This is a genomic window from Mesorhizobium sp. WSM4828, from assembly GCF_055811175.1.
This window is the reverse complement of the sequence record NZ_JBVVQK010000007.1, coordinates 143,416-159,282: the sequence shown is the minus strand read 5'-3', so window position 1 is coordinate 159,282 and position 15,867 is coordinate 143,416. Positions and strand designations below refer to the sequence as shown.

At 62.1% G+C, this 15,867-nt stretch carries 15 protein-coding genes, 1 other RNA gene and 1 pseudogene; 13 read left to right on the top strand and 4 right to left on the bottom strand.

Annotation, left to right across the window (positions count from 1 at the left end; all coding sequences use genetic code 11):
- Positions 1-24 precede the first annotated feature (24 nt).
- Positions 25-714: a TetR/AcrR family transcriptional regulator gene (locus tag AC0L2X_RS11045; protein WP_473599779.1), complete on the bottom strand. Its 690-nt coding sequence runs from the start codon at positions 712-714 to the stop codon at positions 25-27.
- A 168-nt stretch (positions 715-882) separates the two neighbouring features.
- On the opposite strand from AC0L2X_RS11045, the gene AC0L2X_RS11040 reads away from it, so the two are divergent.
- The gene (locus AC0L2X_RS11040) at positions 883-2,088 is read left to right on the top strand and encodes a multidrug effflux MFS transporter (RefSeq protein WP_023676705.1); all 1,206 of its coding nucleotides are present in this window, start codon (positions 883-885) and stop codon (positions 2,086-2,088) included.
- A 101-nt stretch (positions 2,089-2,189) separates the two neighbouring features.
- A pseudogene (locus AC0L2X_RS11035) lies at positions 2,190-3,011 on the top strand (LysR family transcriptional regulator); the annotation flags it as partial.
- 66 nt (positions 3,012-3,077) lie between these two features.
- Here AC0L2X_RS11035 and AC0L2X_RS11030 read toward each other — a convergent pair.
- A complete protein-coding gene (locus tag AC0L2X_RS11030; protein ID WP_473599778.1) occupies positions 3,078-3,818 on the bottom strand; it encodes an SDR family oxidoreductase in 741 nt (246 codons plus the stop codon).
- A 403-nt stretch (positions 3,819-4,221) separates the two neighbouring features.
- On the opposite strand from AC0L2X_RS11030, the gene AC0L2X_RS11025 reads away from it, so the two are divergent.
- A complete protein-coding gene (locus AC0L2X_RS11025) occupies positions 4,222-6,021 on the top strand; it encodes an acetolactate synthase 3 large subunit (RefSeq protein ID WP_473599777.1) in 1,800 nt (599 codons plus the stop codon).
- Between the two features lie 74 nt (positions 6,022-6,095).
- Here AC0L2X_RS11025 and ssrA read toward each other — a convergent pair.
- Positions 6,096-6,451: a transfer-messenger RNA gene (gene ssrA / locus AC0L2X_RS11020) on the bottom strand.
- 162 nt (positions 6,452-6,613) lie between these two features.
- Between ssrA and AC0L2X_RS11015 the strand changes: the two genes are divergently transcribed.
- The 6 genes from AC0L2X_RS11015 to AC0L2X_RS10990 all read left to right on the top strand — a co-directional run bounded on the left by AC0L2X_RS11015 (position 6,614) and on the right by AC0L2X_RS10990 (position 11,119).
- The gene (locus AC0L2X_RS11015; RefSeq protein WP_023676702.1) at positions 6,614-6,925 is read left to right on the top strand and encodes a DUF2853 family protein; all 312 of its coding nucleotides are present in this window, start codon (positions 6,614-6,616) and stop codon (positions 6,923-6,925) included.
- A gap of 113 nt (positions 6,926-7,038) precedes the next feature.
- Positions 7,039-7,833, top strand: coding sequence for a thymidylate synthase (locus AC0L2X_RS11010; protein WP_023676701.1), 795 nt, complete (start codon positions 7,039-7,041; stop codon positions 7,831-7,833).
- A gap of 242 nt (positions 7,834-8,075) precedes the next feature.
- A complete protein-coding gene (gene modA, locus AC0L2X_RS11005) occupies positions 8,076-8,867 on the top strand; it encodes a molybdate ABC transporter substrate-binding protein (RefSeq protein WP_473599775.1) in 792 nt (263 codons plus the stop codon).
- A gap of 15 nt (positions 8,868-8,882) precedes the next feature.
- Positions 8,883-9,587 (top strand): molybdate ABC transporter permease subunit, encoded by a 705-nt coding sequence (gene modB, locus AC0L2X_RS11000; protein WP_473599774.1) that lies wholly within the window; start codon positions 8,883-8,885, stop codon positions 9,585-9,587.
- Entirely contained in the window at positions 9,584-10,696 is a 1,113-nt protein-coding gene (gene modC / locus AC0L2X_RS10995) for a molybdenum ABC transporter ATP-binding protein (protein WP_473599773.1), read from the top strand. The genes modB and modC overlap by 4 nt, the downstream gene beginning before the upstream one ends.
- A gap of 81 nt (positions 10,697-10,777) precedes the next feature.
- Entirely contained in the window at positions 10,778-11,119 is a 342-nt protein-coding gene (locus AC0L2X_RS10990; protein ID WP_473599772.1) for a winged helix-turn-helix domain-containing protein, read from the top strand.
- 33 nt (positions 11,120-11,152) lie between these two features.
- Here AC0L2X_RS10990 and cobF read toward each other — a convergent pair whose 3' ends face one another.
- Positions 11,153-11,926, bottom strand: a complete 774-nt coding sequence (gene cobF, locus AC0L2X_RS10985; RefSeq protein ID WP_473599771.1) for a precorrin-6A synthase (deacetylating) — start codon at positions 11,924-11,926, stop codon at positions 11,153-11,155.
- Between the two features lie 141 nt (positions 11,927-12,067).
- Between cobF and AC0L2X_RS10980 the strand changes: the two genes are divergently transcribed.
- The 4 genes from AC0L2X_RS10980 to hflC all read left to right on the top strand — a co-directional run bounded on the left by AC0L2X_RS10980 (position 12,068) and on the right by hflC (position 15,804).
- Positions 12,068-13,078 carry a DUF4424 domain-containing protein gene (locus AC0L2X_RS10980; RefSeq protein WP_473599770.1) on the top strand — a complete coding sequence of 337 codons (1,011 nt, stop codon included), beginning with the start codon at positions 12,068-12,070 and terminating at the stop codon, positions 13,076-13,078.
- Positions 13,078-13,596 (top strand): dihydrofolate reductase, encoded by a 519-nt coding sequence (locus AC0L2X_RS10975; RefSeq protein ID WP_473599769.1) that lies wholly within the window; start codon positions 13,078-13,080, stop codon positions 13,594-13,596. Before AC0L2X_RS10980 ends, AC0L2X_RS10975 begins: the two co-directional genes overlap by 1 nt.
- A gap of 160 nt (positions 13,597-13,756) precedes the next feature.
- The gene (gene hflK, locus AC0L2X_RS10970) at positions 13,757-14,851 is read left to right on the top strand and encodes an FtsH protease activity modulator HflK (protein ID WP_352490306.1); all 1,095 of its coding nucleotides are present in this window, start codon (positions 13,757-13,759) and stop codon (positions 14,849-14,851) included.
- Positions 14,851-15,804, top strand: coding sequence for a protease modulator HflC (gene hflC, locus AC0L2X_RS10965; RefSeq protein ID WP_352490305.1), 954 nt, complete (start codon positions 14,851-14,853; stop codon positions 15,802-15,804). Before hflK ends, hflC begins: the two co-directional genes overlap by 1 nt.
- Positions 15,805-15,867: the final 63 nt, after the last annotated feature.

Below are 15,867 nucleotides of genomic sequence, written 5' to 3'. Positions count from 1 at the left end.
TTGATCGTCAAACGGCTTTGATCGTCAAGCGTTGGCGAGCGCGCCCTGTTTGCTTGCCCGGGCCGCAGGCTGCCGCCTGCCGAAGGCGCGCAGAAAGGTACGCACGCCATTTGTCGCCGATTGCACCACCTCGCCCTCGGTTGGTGTACCGCCGAGCATGAAGGTCGTCTGCAACTCGGCATTGGCAAGCGCCATGAACTGGCGCGCTGCAACATCGGGATCGTCGATATCAAGGAAGCCGGCATGAGCGAGGCGGGCGAAGCGGGCGGCGATCGCCGGCCATGTCCTGCCCGGTCCTTCTTCGCGCCATTCGGCGAACAACTCGGGATAGCGCCCGCCCTCGGTCTGGATCAGCTTGCGCAGGAATTTGCCGTCGCGGTTGCAGATGCAGTTTTGGTTCATCCGGACGGCAAAGGCGATGAGGTCGGCCTCGAGATCCTTCGGCTGATCGGGAAAAGTGGAAATCGTGGCAAAGATGCCGGCATTGCAACGTTCGGTGAGGTCGCGGACGATGGCAACGAAGAGTTTTTCCTTGTCGCCGTGATGATTGTAGATGGTCTGGCGGGAGACGCCGGCCTCGGCGGCAATCATGTCGATATTGGCACCGGCGAAGCTTTCGCGGCAGAAGACCGAGGCGGCGGCATCGACAATCGACATGCGCTTGGCCTCGTGGCCCCGCGGCGGGAAAATGTCAGGAGAGACGTTGGCCTTCATGCAAAACTATATAGAGGTGGTTGACGAATTAGACAAGCCTGTCTAAATTTGTGGACTTGCACGAAGGGGGTTTCGGTCCGCAGAAGAGTCGGAACTCCACGGGATGGAACGTCCTAGGGTTACACGTCGGTCCTCGGCGGCAACCAGAATTCGAAAGAGCCTGCTATCATGAACGCCAAATTCCTCCGCATTGCGGTCGTGCTCGGCCTATTGTCCGCGATCGGCCCGTTTGCCATCGACATGTATCTTCCGGCCCTGCCGTCGATCGGCGAGGATCTGCATGCCGGCACTGCCGCGGTGCAGATGAGCCTGCTGATCTTCTTTCTTTCCATGGGCTTCGGCCAGATCGTCGTCGGACCGATCTCCGACATGGTCGGCCGCAAGCTGCCGCTCTACGGCGGCCTGGCGCTGTTCATGGTCGGCGGCGTCGGCTCGGCGCTGGCTCCCTCGATCGAATGGCTGATCGCCTTCCGCTTCCTGCAAGGGCTCGGCGCCAGCGCCGGCATGGCCGTGCCGCGCGCCATCGTGCGCGACCTGCATACCGGCACCGAGGCCGCCAAGTTGATGTCGCTGCTGATGCTGGTGTTTTCGGTGTCGCCGATCCTGGCGCCGCTGACCGGTAGCCAGATCATCGAGAATTTCGGCTGGCGCGCCGTGTTCTGGACGGTGACGGGCGCGGCCGTGCTCGCCACCATCCTGCTGGCGACCTCGCTGAAGGAGACGCGGCCGGTCGAAGAGCGCGCCGGTTCGTCCTTCGGGACGGCACTTTCAGGCTACCGCTTCCTGATGGGCGACCGCAACTTCCTTGGCCTGACGGCCATCGCCGGCTTCGGCATTGCGAGCTTCTTCGTCTATCTGTCGAGCTCGTCCTTCATCCTGATCGACCATTATGGCCTGTCGCCTTCGGTTTACAGCGTGTTCTTCTCGATCAATGCGGTTGCCTTTATCGGCATGTCGCAGCTGACCGGGTTGCTATCCGAGCGGTTCGGGCTGCAGCGCGTGGTGCGTGTCGCGGTGACCGGCTATGCGACGACGATGGTGGTGCTGTTCGCGGTGATGGCATCGGGTGTCGACCGGCTCGACGTGATGGCGGCGCTGCTGTTCATCGGCTACGGCTTTCTCGGCCTGGTCATCCCGACCACGTCGGTGCTGGCCATGGAAGAGCATGGCGAGATCGCCGGCACCGCGTCGGCGCTGATGGGCACGCTGCACTTCGCCATCGGCGCGGTCGCCATGGGCGTCGCCGGCGTGTTTTTCGACGGCACGCCGCTGCCGATGGTGGCGGGCATCACGCTCTGCGCGGCGATCTCCTTCACACTGGCCAAGATAACGCTCGGCCGCAGCCGGGACGTTGCGGAAGCGCCGGCGGAGTAAGCTTCACCTATCGAGACAAAAAGGCCGGGCGATGTTCCCGGCCTTTTCACGTTTGCGGTCCCGGTTCAAAGCAGCCTATGCCTATATGACGGGTTCAGGACATGCAGCTTCGACATCTCAAGACCTTCGTGGCGGTCGCCACCACCTTGAACATCACGCGCGCCTCCGAGCGGGTTCATCTTGCCCAATCGAGCGTCACCGAACAGATCCAGGCGCTGGAAGCCGATCTGGGCACGTCGCTGTTCGACAGGTCACGGCGTGGCTTGAAGCTGACGGCGGCAGGACAGCGCCTGCTGGACTACGCAAACGATCTCCTCGATCTCGCGGACGAAGCCCGTTCCGCTGTCGCCGACGCGAGCGGCACGCTTGCCGGTCGCCTGACGGTCGGCGGCCTGGAGACGCTTTGCTCGACACGCTTGCCAGCTTTGCTGGGGGAATTCCATCGGCGCCATCCCGATGTGGAATTGAACCTCAAGGTGGACGATAGCAGTGGGTTGCGTGCCGGCGTGACAAGCGGGGCGCTGGATGTATCTTTCCATTTCGGAGCCGTCCCGGCGGCGGCACCGGAGCTGCGAAGCGAGCAAGTGGCAGTAGAAGAGCTCGTCACCATAATGCCGGCAAATCACCGGTTGGCCGGACATTCTGCCATGACGCCCGACGATCTGGCTGACGAGGCTTTCCTCGTCACCCAGCGCGGTTGCGTCTATAGGCGGATGTTCGACGAAGCGTTTGCCGCAACGTTGCCTGACCGTCCAAAACTCGTCGGCGAGTTCGCCAGCATGGGCGCGATACGGAGTCTTGTTGAAGGCGGTCTTGGATGCGCGCTGGTCCCGCGTCTCGTGGCTTCCGCGGCTGATGCCAATATCGTCGTGCTGCCCTGGGTTGGAAGCAGCCCGGTGACGGCGGTCACCATGGTATGGCGCCACCGGCGCATTCAAGCGCCGGTCTTGCGGCTGTTCCTCGCAATGGTTCGCGAGGTCTGGCCGTCACTAGACCAGCCGCTGGCCGCCATCGACATGAAGCACGGTTCCGGTGATGAAGCCGTTGTGCATCAGGGACGTAATGGCTTGGGCAACGTCGGCTGCCTGGCCGATCCGGCCGACGAGCAGGCGCTTTGCCATGGCGTCCAGCGCGGCCGTCTTGCCGCTGCCGACGACGGCATCCCAAATCGGCGTGTCGACCCAGCCTGGCGAGACAACGTTGACGCGGATCGGCGCCAGTTCGACGGCAAGCGCGTAGGCGAGTGAGCCAAGGGCCCCATTAACGGCTGCCACCACCGAGCCTTTCGCCGCCGGACGATAGGCGGCGATGCCCGAGGTCAGCGTGATCGATCCCCCGGGCGTCAGACGAGGCGCGCCATGTTTGGCAAGAAGCAGCGGCCCGACGATTTTGGAATCCATCACTTTCCGCGCCACCGAGATGTCCATCTCGGGAAGCAACACATAGACGCGCGTAACGTCGGCGGCGGTCGAGACGATGTGGTCGAGCGTGCCGACATCCTGGAACAGGCGCTGGACCCCGTCCTCGTTTGTGACGTCGGCTGCGATCGCCCTCAGCCTTTCCGGATGAGGCAAGCGCTGCCGTGCGGCAGACAACCGGTCCTCGGAGCGGCCGACGATCGTAACTTCGGCGCCGGCGGCAAGCTGCTGTTCGGCAAACGACAGCCCCATGCCGGAACTGCCGCCAATGATCAGGATGCGTTCGTGTTTTGGTGTGGTTTCCTGGTTCATCTTATCTCTCATGAGGCAGCTCGCCGGGCATGACCACACGCGGCGAGAAACTGAGGCCTTGTCCCGCAAAGCGTGAAAGAAGGGAAACGGGAAGAAACGAACGCTGCCATCGGAGGTTCCGATGATGGGAGGCCCTTGGGCTTTCGCATCAGCCTGAGACGCCTCAGCCTCAGACGTTGACGATGCGCGATTTTCTGTGTAGCAGCGATCATCATGACGATCGCAATGGTTCTTGCAGTGGTAGGAAAGCGCACGGGCAGGATGGTGTAACCATCCGGCGACAGCCACCCGTGCGCGACAAACAGGCTCCCGACGGGGCCTTTTTTTATGCCCGAAATTCTTCCTACGCCCGATTTCGGCGATGCCCCGTCAACCCATCCTCATCACGCTACGGGACAGAACCATGACAAGCGATAATTCCATTCAGGATACGAGCAACCGCATAACAGGAGCGGAGATCGTTCTCCGCGCACTCAAAGACAATGGTGTCGAGCATATTTTCGGCTATCCCGGCGCGGCTATTTTGCCGATCTATGACGAGATATTCCAGCAGGACGACATCAAGCATATCCTCATGCGCCACGAACAGGGCGCCGGCCATGCCGCGGAGGGTTATGCCCGGTCCACGGGCAAGGTCGGCGTGATGCTGGTCACATCAGGCCCAGGCACGACGAATGCCGTGACGCCCCTGCAGGACGCGCTGATGGATTCAGTGCCGATCGTTTGTCTGTCCGGACAGGTGCCGACAACATTGATCGGCTCCGATGCTTTTCAGGAATGTGACACGATTGGCATCACGCGATCCTGCACCAAGCACAACTCTTTGGTCAAAGACGTCAGTGACCTAGCGTCAGCGATCCATAGGGCGTTCCACATCGCCCGGTCGGGGCGACCGGGGCCGGTTCTCGTCGACATGCCAAAGGACGTTCTGTTTGCGTCCGGAATGTACACGCCGCCTTCGGACGTTGTCGCACTGAAAAATTATCAACCGAAGCTGCAGGGCGATATGGGCAAGATCGGCCAGGCGATAGCACTGATGGCCAATGCCAGCCGTCCCGTTATTTATGCCGGCGGCGGCATCGTCAATTCCGGCCCGCAAGCATCGAGATTGCTCCGGGAGCTGGTTCAACTGACCGACTTTCCGGTAACCTCGACGCTTATGGGCCTTGGGGCTTACCCCGCCTCCGGCAAGAACTGGCTCAAGATGGTCGGTCTGCATGGTTCCTATGAGGCGAACATGGCGATGCACGATTGCGACGTCATGATCTGTGTCGGCGCGCGCTTCGATGACCGCGTGACCTCGCGTGTGGATGCTTTTTCGGCCCACTCCAGGAAGATCCACATCGATATAGATCCGTCCTCGATCAACAAGAACGTCCACGTCGATATCGGCATACAAGGCGATGTCGGCAATGTTCTGGATGACATGGTTCGTCTATGGCGCGCTTTGCCTCAGAAACCGGATGAAGGCCGCCTCCAGGACTGGTGGAGGAGGATCGCCGGCTGGCGCGCACGCAATTCATTCTCCTACGAGATGAACAAAGACGTGATCATGCCGCAATATGCGGTGCAGCGCCTCTACGCGCTGACGAAGGATCGCGACACATACATCACAACTGAAGTCGGCCAGCATCAGATGTGGGCGGCCCAATTCTACGGCTTGGAAAAGCCGAACCGCTGGATGAGTTCGGGCGGCCTCGGGACGATGGGCTACGGCCTGCCGGCGGCGCTGGGCGTGCAGATCGCACATCCGGACAGCCTCGTCATCGATATTGCCGGCGACGCCTCGGTTCAGATGACCATGAAAGAGCTGTCGACGGCAATCCAGTACGACGCGCCGATCAAAGTCTTCATCCTGAACAACGGATATATGGGCATGGTTCGCCAGTGGCAGCAAATTCTTCACGGCAACCGCCTCGCGCATTCCTATTCCGAGGCCTTGCCCGATTTTGTCAAATTGGCCGAGGCGTTCGGAGCGGTCGGCCTGCGCTGCGACAAACCAGCCGACCTTGACGATGCGATACAGGAAATGATCGATGTGGACCGGCCGGTGCTCTTCGACTGTCGTGTTGCCAGGCTCGCCAATTGTTTTCCGATGATCCAGACGGGCAGGGGGCACAATGAGATGCTGTTGCCCGACGACGCGGCCACAGGTGAAACATTCGCCGGTGCGATCGATACGGTCAGCCAGGGACTGGTATAAACGCCGCGGCGCCTTCGGCGTATCAGGGCGCATAAAAAGCCCAGGCCTGCAGCCGCACATATCAAAAAGGGAGAAATGGAGGTTTCTGTTGCCAGGTACCTCCGAACCCCGCCTAGAAGTGCGAACCACTAGGGCTTGAATTGAAGCTATCGCACCGCTTACGCGGCGAGACGTGCTTCCGCATAGTTGTCGTTGGCAACTATAAGTTTAGCCCGATAACGGTGGTACAATGCCGGGCAAAAGTACGATCTTTACACCTCCGTCGATCCTATTTCGCCCCCAGCAAAAGCCGCTCCTGAACAGCGGTTTTTGGTGGAGGCGCCGGGTACCGCCCCCGGGTCCGAACGGCTTATTTCATCGCCTGTTTATCACCATAGTCGGTCGAGCCGACGAGGCGAATATAGGGACTGGCGGTGGAAAATGAAAGGCCGGAATGCCACTTTCGTCCGTGTCAAAGTGGATCGTGAAGGGTTGACTTGCAGCCGGTCTCAACCGAAGCTTTGAGGCGGTGAGGAGACCCAGCGCATAATTTGCGGCAGCGCGCCACAATCCTCATCGACCGGATCCCGTGGCGCCGACGAGGGGAAATTCGATGGCCGACTATCTCGCAGACGTAAAGAAATATGATGCGGCGGCGGATGCCGACGCGGTCGCCAAGATCGTCAAGCATCTGGGCATCGCGCTCAGGAACCGAGATTCCTCGCTGGTGTCCTGCACCGACCCGGAGGAACTGAAGCGCGTCAGGAACAGCTGGGTCGCCGGCAAGCTCGGCGTCACCGACGGCGCCAAGGCAGATGCGGCTATCGAAAAGACCTGCAAGGCGATGGCGGCCGACAACAGCAAGAGTCGGGTGACCTTCTATTATCTCGTCGCCAAGGATCTGGGCATGCTCGGGTCGCTCTGAGCAACCTCGCCACCGGTGCCGGTGCGGCTTCTGCTGGAATTGTCTCGCTTTGCTGTGTTCGGCCGACGGTCATTCGGCTATGATGGCTGACAACCCGAATCGGACCGGAGTCGATGCGCCAGTATCTCGACCTTCTGAAGCATGTGCTGGAAAACGGCGCCGATCGCGGCGACCGCACCGGCACCGGAACGCGCTCGGTATTCGGCTACCAGATGCGCTTTGACCTGGCCCGCGGCTTTCCGGTCACCACCACCAAGAAGCTGCACCTGAAGTCGATCATCCACGAGCTTTTGTGGTTCCTGGCCGGCGACACCAACATCAAATATCTCAACGATCACGGCGTCTCGATCTGGGATGAATGGGCCGACGAGAACGGCGATCTCGGCCCGGTCTATGGCAAACAGTGGCGGTCGTGGCCGGACGGCCACGGTGGTGCCATCGACCAGATTGCGAATCTTCTGAAGGAGATACGCAAAAATCCTAATTCGCGGCGGCTGATTGTTTCGGCGTGGAACCCGGCCGAGGTGGAGGCCATGGCGTTGCCGCCCTGCCATTGCCTGTTCCAGTTTTATGTTTCTGAAGGCAAGCTTTCCTGCCAGCTCTATCAGCGGTCGGGCGATATCTTTCTCGGTGTGCCGTTCAACATCGCTTCCTATGCGTTGTTGACGCTGATGGTGGCGCAGGTGACCGGATTGAAACCCGGCGATTTCATCCACACGCTCGGCGACGCGCATCTTTACTCGAACCATTTCGAGCAGGCGCGCGAACAATTGCGGCGCACGCCCAAGGCGTTGCCGACGCTCTGGATAAATCCCGAGGTGAAGGATCTCTTTGCCTTCCGCTTCGAGGATTTCCGGCTCGAGAACTATTTCGCCGACGCGACGATCAAGGCGCCGATCGCGGTCTAGGACCTACCTGACTGTCCATATCGAAATTGCCTACTGCGGCTGCGCCCTCGTTTGCCCGTGCCGCGGGTACTGATTTCATGTGATATTTCCTTTGGCCTCGATACCGCTGTATCCAACGGAGGTTATCGCACGCCGAGAAACCTGAGCTCAGAATGCCGTCGCCGGTAAAGAGCCTTTCCTTGTTATGTTCACATGGATATATCGATGGACGGCTTCGGGCGTTCCGAGACGAGGAGAGTTTCATGCTGGCGCGCAAAGGTTCGACGACGATTGCCATCGCGGGTCTCGCCGCCATGCTGATGGCCGCGGTGTCGGCTGCCCATGCCGATGACAAGGTGGTCGTGTTTGCTGCGGCGAGTCTGAAGGACGGGCTCGATGCCGTCAACAAGGCCTGCGAGGCCGATGTCGGCGAGGCGGCAACCATTTCCTATGCGGCGAGCTCGGCGCTGGCCAAGCAGATTGAAAGCGGCGCGCCGGCAGACGTGTTCATCTCGGCCGATCTCGACTGGATGAAATATCTTTCCGACAGGAAGCTGACCAAGCCCGAAACCGAAGTGAAACTGCTTGGCAACCAGATCGTGCTGATTGCGCCGCAGGATTCCAAGGTCGAGGCCAGGATTGAAAAGGGGTTCGATCTTGCCGGGCTGGTCGGTGACGGCAAACTTGCCATGGGCGATGTCAAGGCGGTGCCGGCCGGCAAATACGGCCAGGCAGCGCTCGAATCGCTCGGTGTCTGGTCTTCGGTCGAAGGCAAGGTGGCGCAGGCCGAGAATGTGCGCGCCGCCCTAAAACTAGTGTCGACCGGCGAGGCAGCACTTGGCGTCGTCTATGCCACGGATGCGCATGCGGAGCCCGGCGTGAAGGTGATCGGCACTTTCCCCGCGGGTACCCATCCGCCAATCATCTATCCAGTCGCCCAGCTTGCCGATTCGAAGGGCAAGGATACCCCGGCATTCCTGAAATGCCTGCAATCCGCCAAGGCTGGCGAACTCTTCAAGGCGCAAGGTTTTACAATCCTAGCGCCGAGCAACTGACGAACGGCCCTGAGCATGAGCTGGCTGCTGGATCTCGCTCCCAACGAATGGAATGCCGTCCGGCTATCCATCAAAGTGGCGACCGTGGCGATGATTGCCAGCCTGCCGCCGGGCATAGCGATCGCCCTTGTGCTCGCCCGTGGCCAGTTCTGGGGCAAGACACTGCTCAACGGGCTGGTGCATCTGCCGCTGATCATGCCGCCGGTGGTGACCGGCTATTTATTGCTTTTGACTTTCGGCAAGCGTGGTCCGGCCGGGGCCTTCCTGGCCGAGCATTTCGGCATCGTTTTTTCCTTTCGCTGGACGGGCGCCGCGCTCGCCTGCGGTGTGATGGGCTTTCCGCTGATGGTGCGGGCGATCCGGCTGTCGATCGAAGCGGTCGACCGCAAAATCGAGGCGGCTGCCGGCACGCTCGGCGCCAATCCGCTATGGGTATTCGGCACGATCACGCTGCCGCTTATCCTGCCCGGCCTGATCGCCGGTGCGATCCTCTCCTTCGCCAAGGCGATGGGCGAATTCGGCGCGACGATCACCTTCGTCTCCAACATCCCGAACGAGACGCAGACGCTGCCGTCGGCGATCTACACGTTCACGCAGGTTCCCGGCGGCGACGCCGGCGCGCTCAGGCTGACGCTGATCTCGATCGTCATCTCGATGGCTGCACTCGTGGCCTCGGAAGTGCTGGCGCGGCGCGTCGGCCGGCGGATGGACATCGAATGACGGTTCAGGTCGACATCAGCCACCGGCTTGGCGATTTCGCCGTCAATGCCCGCTTTGAGAGCGCCGGGCGGCTTACTGCGCTGTTCGGGCCTTCCGGCTCCGGAAAAACGACGCTGATCAATTTGATTGCCGGGCTGATCCGCCCCGACAAAGGCCGTATCGCGGCCGAGGGCCGCGTTCTGGTCGATAGCGATGCAGGCCTGTTCGTGCCGAAGCACAAGCGGCGGATCGGCATGGTGTTCCAGGATGCGCGGCTGTTTCCGCATATGAGCGTGGCGACCAATCTGCGCTATGGCCGCTGGTTCACGCCGGCTGCCGAGCGCTATGCGGATATCAATAGCGTGGTCGAACTGCTCGGGATCGGCCATTTGCTCGACCGGCGGCCGGCAAAACTCTCCGGTGGCGAGAAGCAGCGCGTGGCAATCGGCCGGGCGCTGCTTGCCAGTCCGAAATTGCTGCTGATGGACGAGCCGCTAGCGTCGCTCGACGAGGCGCGCAAGGCTGAGATCTTGCCTTATATCGAGCGGCTGCGCGACGAGACGAAAATTCCGATCGTCTATGTCAGCCACTCGATCGCCGAGGTGGCGCGGCTGGCGAGCGACGTCGTGGTGCTGATGCAAGGCAAGGTCGCCGCTTCCGGTCCGACCGGAGCGATCATGCAGCGTCTGGATCTATTGCCGGCCGAAGAGCGCGGCGAGGGCGGTGCCGTGCTGGATGCCGCTGTTCTGCGCCACGACGAGGCGTTTGGCATGACCGTGCTTGGCTCATTGGCGGGCGAGATCCGGGTGCCACTTCTGGCAACGCCGGTCGGTGCGCCGGTGCGCGTCCGCATCCGTGCCCGCGACGTGATGATCGCCACCGAGCAGCCGGTCGGCCTCAGCGCGCTCAACATACTGCCGGGCACGATTGTGGCGATAGAGCCCGGCGAAGGGCCTACGGTCGAGATCGGCCTCGACTGCAATGGCGCAACCGTGCTTGCCCGCATCACCGAACAGTCGCGGCAGACGCTGGGGCTTCGGCCTGGTCGAAAAGTCTTCGCGGTGGTCAAGACGGTGAGCTTCGACCGGGCGAATACCGGCGCCGGCTTGCCGGCCGAGGCGGATGGGTGAACGGCGGATATTGTCGCTATATCGTTTTGGAATAGCGTATCGCTGGAGAACTTGTAGAATGGCGTGACTGCGGAGGAGCAAATGCCGTCGCTGAGTTTGCGGATAAATCTCGATCCAGATGGCCGCATCGGGCCGGGCAAGATCGAGCTTCTGGAACAGATCGCCGCCTTCGGCTCGATTTCGGCCGCGGCGCGCGGCATGGAGATGTCTTATAAGCACGCTTGGGATCTGGTCGAAGACATGAACCGCGTGTTCGGTAAACCGCTGGTTGCGGCACAGACGGGCGGCAAGAAAGGCGGTGGCGCCCAGTTGACGTCGGTCGGGCTTGCGGTGGTCAGCCGCTTCCGCGCCATCGAGCGGGCTGCGTCTTCAGCAGCGGCCGCGCATATAGAGGCGCTGCAGGCCGAGATCGACGCTGCATGAACTCGGCGGAATTCGTGCCGCGCTCGATCTCAGCTACTCCTCAGGCTCGCCCGGCTTGCGCAGCAGGTAGGTGTCCATGATCCAGCCTTTTTTCCGGCGGGCCTGCTCACGGGTGCTCACGATCTTGTCGCCGACGTCGCCAATCCGGCCCGAGATAACGATCTCGTCGGGCGTGCCGAGATAGGCGCCCCAGTGGACGGTAACGTCCTTGTCTTCCAGCGTGTTGAAGGCGCATTTGCCGTCCAGCATGACGATGGTGCTGCCGGCGTTTTCGGGCAGACCTTGCTCGGCGAGCCGGCGACCGGTGGTGATCAAAATGGCGTCGCCGATGCGGTTCAATGCCATTTTGTGGCTGGCTGCGAGTGCCTGGATGGCGGTGATGCCAGGAATGACCTCCAGCTCGAACGCGACATTGCCTCTCAGGCGCACGCGCTCGAGGATACGCAGCGCGCTGTCGTAGAGCGACGGATCGCCCCAGATCAGGAAGGCGCCGCAGCCATCTTCGGGGAGTTCGTCGCGGATCAGGCCTTCGTAGATCGCGGCGATCGCCTCGTGCCAGTCGTCGACGGTCGAGCGGTAGGAAGGCGCCGGCTCGGCGCGCACCGGCACATCGAATTCAACGCGCCGCGAGTTTGGGTTAGTGACGAAGCGGTCGCAGATCTGGCGGCGCAATTCGGCGAGATCGTTCTTCTTGGCGCCCTTGTCGGGAATGAACAGCACGTCGGCCCGATTGAGGCCGTTAATGGCCTGGACCGTCATGTGCTCCGGATTGCCGGCGCCGATGCCGATGACGAGAAGCTTGCGCATGGGCGAACTCCTGCCCGATCGGGACCGGCGTGTCTAGACCGACACGACATGTCGGCAGGCGCTGGCGCGTTTGCCGAAAGGCTTTGAAACGCCACATTGAACGGCTAGAGTCATGTTGGCATTTTCGCCGGGGGAGTTTCCATGTTCCGTTACGTCCTGACCGCAGCGTTGGCGCTCTCGGCTACGCCTGCGCTCGCCAATGATTCGGTTGCCGAACTCGGCACCGGTGGGCTGATCCTTTCGCGCAGCGATGCGGTGGCGATGGAAAGCGAGGATCTCTACATCTCGCCGGAAAAGGTGACGGTCGATTACGTCTTCCGCAACAACACCGACAAGGATGTCGATGCGATCGTCGCCTTTCCGATGCCCGACATCGAAGGCGATCCCGAAGAAATCCCGGCGATTCCGGAGGCGCAGAGCGACAATTTCCTCGGCTTCGAAGTGACGATCGACGGGGTGCCGGCAAAGCCGCAGCTCGAGCAGAAAGCGTTCGCGCTCGGCATCGATATCGGCGCCGACCTGAAGGCGCAGGGCGTGCCGTTCTATCCGTTCGGCGACGCGGCCAAGGCAGCGCTGGCAAAGCTGCCGCAAGCGGTCGCCGACGACTGGGTCAACCGCGGCATCATCATCGAGGACACAGCCGACGACGGTTCGGGCATGAAGACCGTCTATACGCCGTTCTGGCAATTGCGCTCGACCTATTGGTGGCGCTCGACCTTTCCGGCCAACAACCCGGTCCATGTCTCGCATCGCTACAAGCCGAGCGTCGGCGGCACCTCCTCGGTCAGCTTCTTCTATGACGGCCAGTTCCAGGGCCAGTATGCCGCCTACAAGACACGCTACTGCATGGACGATGCCTTCGAAAACACCGTGCGCAAGGCAGCCAAGGACGATCCCGACGACTACCCCAAATATTTCGAGAACCGCATCGCCTATATCCTCACCACGGGCGGCAACTGGGCGTCGGGAAACATCGGTACGTTCAAGCTGACCGTCGACAAGGGCGATCCGAAGAACCTGGTCTCGTTTTGCGGCGAAAACGTCAGGAAGGTCGGACCGACGACGTTCGAGATGAAGGCGCAGAACTTCTACCCCGAGCACGACATCGACATATTGCTGCTGGAGCCATCCGATGGCGGAAACGGCGGCTGATGGACCTCGCGATTTATGTCGCCATCGCCGAGAACGGCGTAATCGGGCGCGAGGGTGGGTTGCCGTGGCGGCTGTCCACCGATCTCAAGCGGTTCAAAGCCGATACGATGGGCAAGCCCATCATCATGGGCCGCAAGACCTATGAAGGCATCGGCCGCCCATTGCCGGGCAGGCTCAACATCGTGGTGACACGGGACAGGGCATGGCGCGCCGAGGGCGTCGAAGTCGCGCACTCGATCGAGGACGCAATCGCGCTGGCGACGGTGCGCGGGCGCTGCATGGCCGGCGCCGACGAGATCTGCGTCATCGGCGGCGGCGAGATCTATGCTCAGGCGCTGCCGCTGGCCGATCGGCTGCACGTGACCCATGTTCTGGCCGCGGTCGACGGCGAGGCCCATTTCCCGCCGATCGACCCGGCGCTATGGCGGATCGTCCGCTCACAGGAGGTTGAGGCCGGTGAGAAGGACAGCCATGCGACACGCTATTCGGTTTACGAGCGTCGCCGCGACGTGAATTGAAGACGACAAAGCGTCGCGACAGGTCTAAATGGACCCAAAGGTGGACTGTGACGGCAGCCGATCGCGTTGAAAGCGTGCCGTTGCATCCCTATAGAGGAATAATATTGGATTTTGCGCCGGCGAGCCGGCGCTTGAGGGAATTCCAAGCGAAAGGACATTCATGCCCTGGAACGACAAGAGCGGCGGCGGCGGCCCATGGGGCGGCGGCAACAATCAGGGACCTTGGGGACAGGGACCCAAGGGACCCAGCGGCCCGCAGGGCTCGCCTCCCGATCTCGAGGATATCATCCGGCGTGGGCAGGACAGGTTGCGGCGCGCACTGCCGGGCGGCGGTGGCGCGAGCCCGGCCGTGTTCGGACTGATAGCTGCGGCGCTGGTGGTGCTATGGGCGTTCAAGGCGGTCTACACAGTGCAGCCCGACGAAGTTGCGGTGGAACTCAGGTTCGGCCAGCCGAAGGCGGAGCTCTCGCAGCCTGGCCTGCATTTCCATTGGTGGCCCATCGAAACGGTCGAGACCGCCAACATCGCCGAGCAGCTTGTCAGTATCGGCGGCGGCAGTTCCAGCGGCAACGGCCTGATGCTTTCCGGCGACCAGAACATCGTCAATGTGCAGTTCTCTGTGGCCTATCAGGTCTCCGACCCTAAGGCCTATCTGTTCGACGTGTCCGACCCGGACGGCATGCTGCAGCAGGTCGCCGAAAGCGCGATGCGCGAAGCAGTCGGCCGGCGCCCGGCGCAGGACATTTTCCGCGACGACCGGCAAGGGATTGCGGCGTCGGTGCGTGAGATCATCCAGACGACGCTGGACGGCTACAAGGCCGGCCTCAACGTCAACGCCATTTCGATCGAGGACGCCGCGCCGCCGCGCGAGGTGGCGGACGCGTTCGACGAGGTGCAGCGCGCCGAGCAGGACGAGGACAAGTTCGTCGAGCAGGCCAATCAGTATTCCAATCAGAAGCTCGGCCAGGCGCGCGGTGCGGCCGCACAGATCCGCGAAGACGCGGCCGCCTACAAGAACCGGGTCGTGCAGGAGGCCGAAGGCGAGGCGCAGCGCTTCATCTCGGTTTATGACGAATATGCCAAGGCGCCGGAGGTGACGCGCAAGCGGCTCTACCTGGAAACGATGGAGAGGGTGCTGAAGGATTCGAGCAAGGTCATCGTCGAGCAAGGCAACGGGCAAGGGGTCGTTCCCTACCTGCCGCTGCCGGCATTGCAGCAGAAGGCGCCGGCACCGGCCACCGGAGGAAACCAGTGATGGCCAACCGTCTTCCCGTCATTGCGGTCATCGCCGCGGTCATCCTGTTCCTGCTCTATTCGTCGGTCTTCGTCGTCAATGCGCGCCAGCAGGCGCTGGTGCTCAGGTTCGGCGAAATCGTCGACGTCAAGAACCAGCCGGGCATCTATTTCAAGGCGCCATTCTCCTTCTTCGATGCCGACACCGTGCAGCTGATCGAAAACAGGGTCCTGCGCTTCGACCTCGACAACATCCGCGTCCAGGTTTCGGGCGGCAAGTTCTATGAGGTCGATGCCTTCATCGCCTATCGCATCTCGGATCCGCGTGTGTTCCGCGCCGCGGTCTCCGGCCAGATCGAACTGGCCGAGGCCCGGCTGAGGACGCGTCTCGACGCCGCCTTGCGCCGCGTCTACGGCCTGCGCGACTTCGAGGCGGCACTCTCGGAAGAGCGTGCCGTAATGATGCGCGAGGTGCGCGATCAGCTGAGGCCCGATGCCACCTCGCTTGGCCTGCAGATCGAGGATGTCCGCATCCGCCGCACCGATCTCACGGCCGAAGTCTCGCAGCAGACCTTCGACCGCATGAAGGCCGAACGTCTCGCCGAAGCCGAGCGGCTGAGGGCGCGAGGCAATGAGGCAGCGCAGCGGATCAGGGCTCGCGCCGACCGCGAAGTGGTCGAAATCGTCGCGGAAGCCCAGAAAGAGTCTGAAATCCTGCGCGGTGAAGGTGAAGCCCAGCGCAGCGCGACGTTTGCCGGGGCCTATCAGCGCGATCCGGCCTTCTTCGATTTCTATCGGTCGATGAATGCCTATGGCACGGCGCTGAACAGCACCGGAACGACGATGGTGCTGTCGCCGAATTCCGAGTTCTTCCGCTTCTTTCGCGACCCGGACAGCAAGGAAACGCCTGCAGCCCCGGCAGCACCACCTGCCGCTCCCGCCGCACCGGCGGCGCAGCCAGGCACCGGCCAGTAGGGCCGGTGCAGGGATAGCCGGCGTAACGGAGGATTTATCCTCTGGCGGTAGCCGTAGCCGCAA

Coding starts and splice junctions, on each gene's coding strand:
- AC0L2X_RS11045 (WP_473599779.1), bottom strand. CDS start 714: ATGAAGGCCAACGTCTCTCCTGACATTTTCCCGCCGCGGGGCCACGAG.
- AC0L2X_RS11040 (WP_023676705.1), top strand. CDS start 883: ATGAACGCCAAATTCCTCCGCATTGCGGTCGTGCTCGGCCTATTGTCC.
- AC0L2X_RS11030 (WP_473599778.1), bottom strand. CDS start 3,818: ATGAACCAGGAAACCACACCAAAACACGAACGCATCCTGATCATTGGC.
- AC0L2X_RS11025 (WP_473599777.1), top strand. CDS start 4,222: ATGACAAGCGATAATTCCATTCAGGATACGAGCAACCGCATAACAGGA.
- AC0L2X_RS11015 (WP_023676702.1), top strand. CDS start 6,614: ATGGCCGACTATCTCGCAGACGTAAAGAAATATGATGCGGCGGCGGAT.
- AC0L2X_RS11010 (WP_023676701.1), top strand. CDS start 7,039: ATGCGCCAGTATCTCGACCTTCTGAAGCATGTGCTGGAAAACGGCGCC.
- modA (WP_473599775.1), top strand. CDS start 8,076: ATGCTGGCGCGCAAAGGTTCGACGACGATTGCCATCGCGGGTCTCGCC.
- modB (WP_473599774.1), top strand. CDS start 8,883: ATGAGCTGGCTGCTGGATCTCGCTCCCAACGAATGGAATGCCGTCCGG.
- modC (WP_473599773.1), top strand. CDS start 9,584: ATGACGGTTCAGGTCGACATCAGCCACCGGCTTGGCGATTTCGCCGTC.
- AC0L2X_RS10990 (WP_473599772.1), top strand. CDS start 10,778: ATGCCGTCGCTGAGTTTGCGGATAAATCTCGATCCAGATGGCCGCATC.
- cobF (WP_473599771.1), bottom strand. CDS start 11,926: ATGCGCAAGCTTCTCGTCATCGGCATCGGCGCCGGCAATCCGGAGCAC.
- AC0L2X_RS10980 (WP_473599770.1), top strand. CDS start 12,068: ATGTTCCGTTACGTCCTGACCGCAGCGTTGGCGCTCTCGGCTACGCCT.
- AC0L2X_RS10975 (WP_473599769.1), top strand. CDS start 13,078: ATGGACCTCGCGATTTATGTCGCCATCGCCGAGAACGGCGTAATCGGG.
- hflK (WP_352490306.1), top strand. CDS start 13,757: ATGCCCTGGAACGACAAGAGCGGCGGCGGCGGCCCATGGGGCGGCGGC.
- hflC (WP_352490305.1), top strand. CDS start 14,851: ATGGCCAACCGTCTTCCCGTCATTGCGGTCATCGCCGCGGTCATCCTG.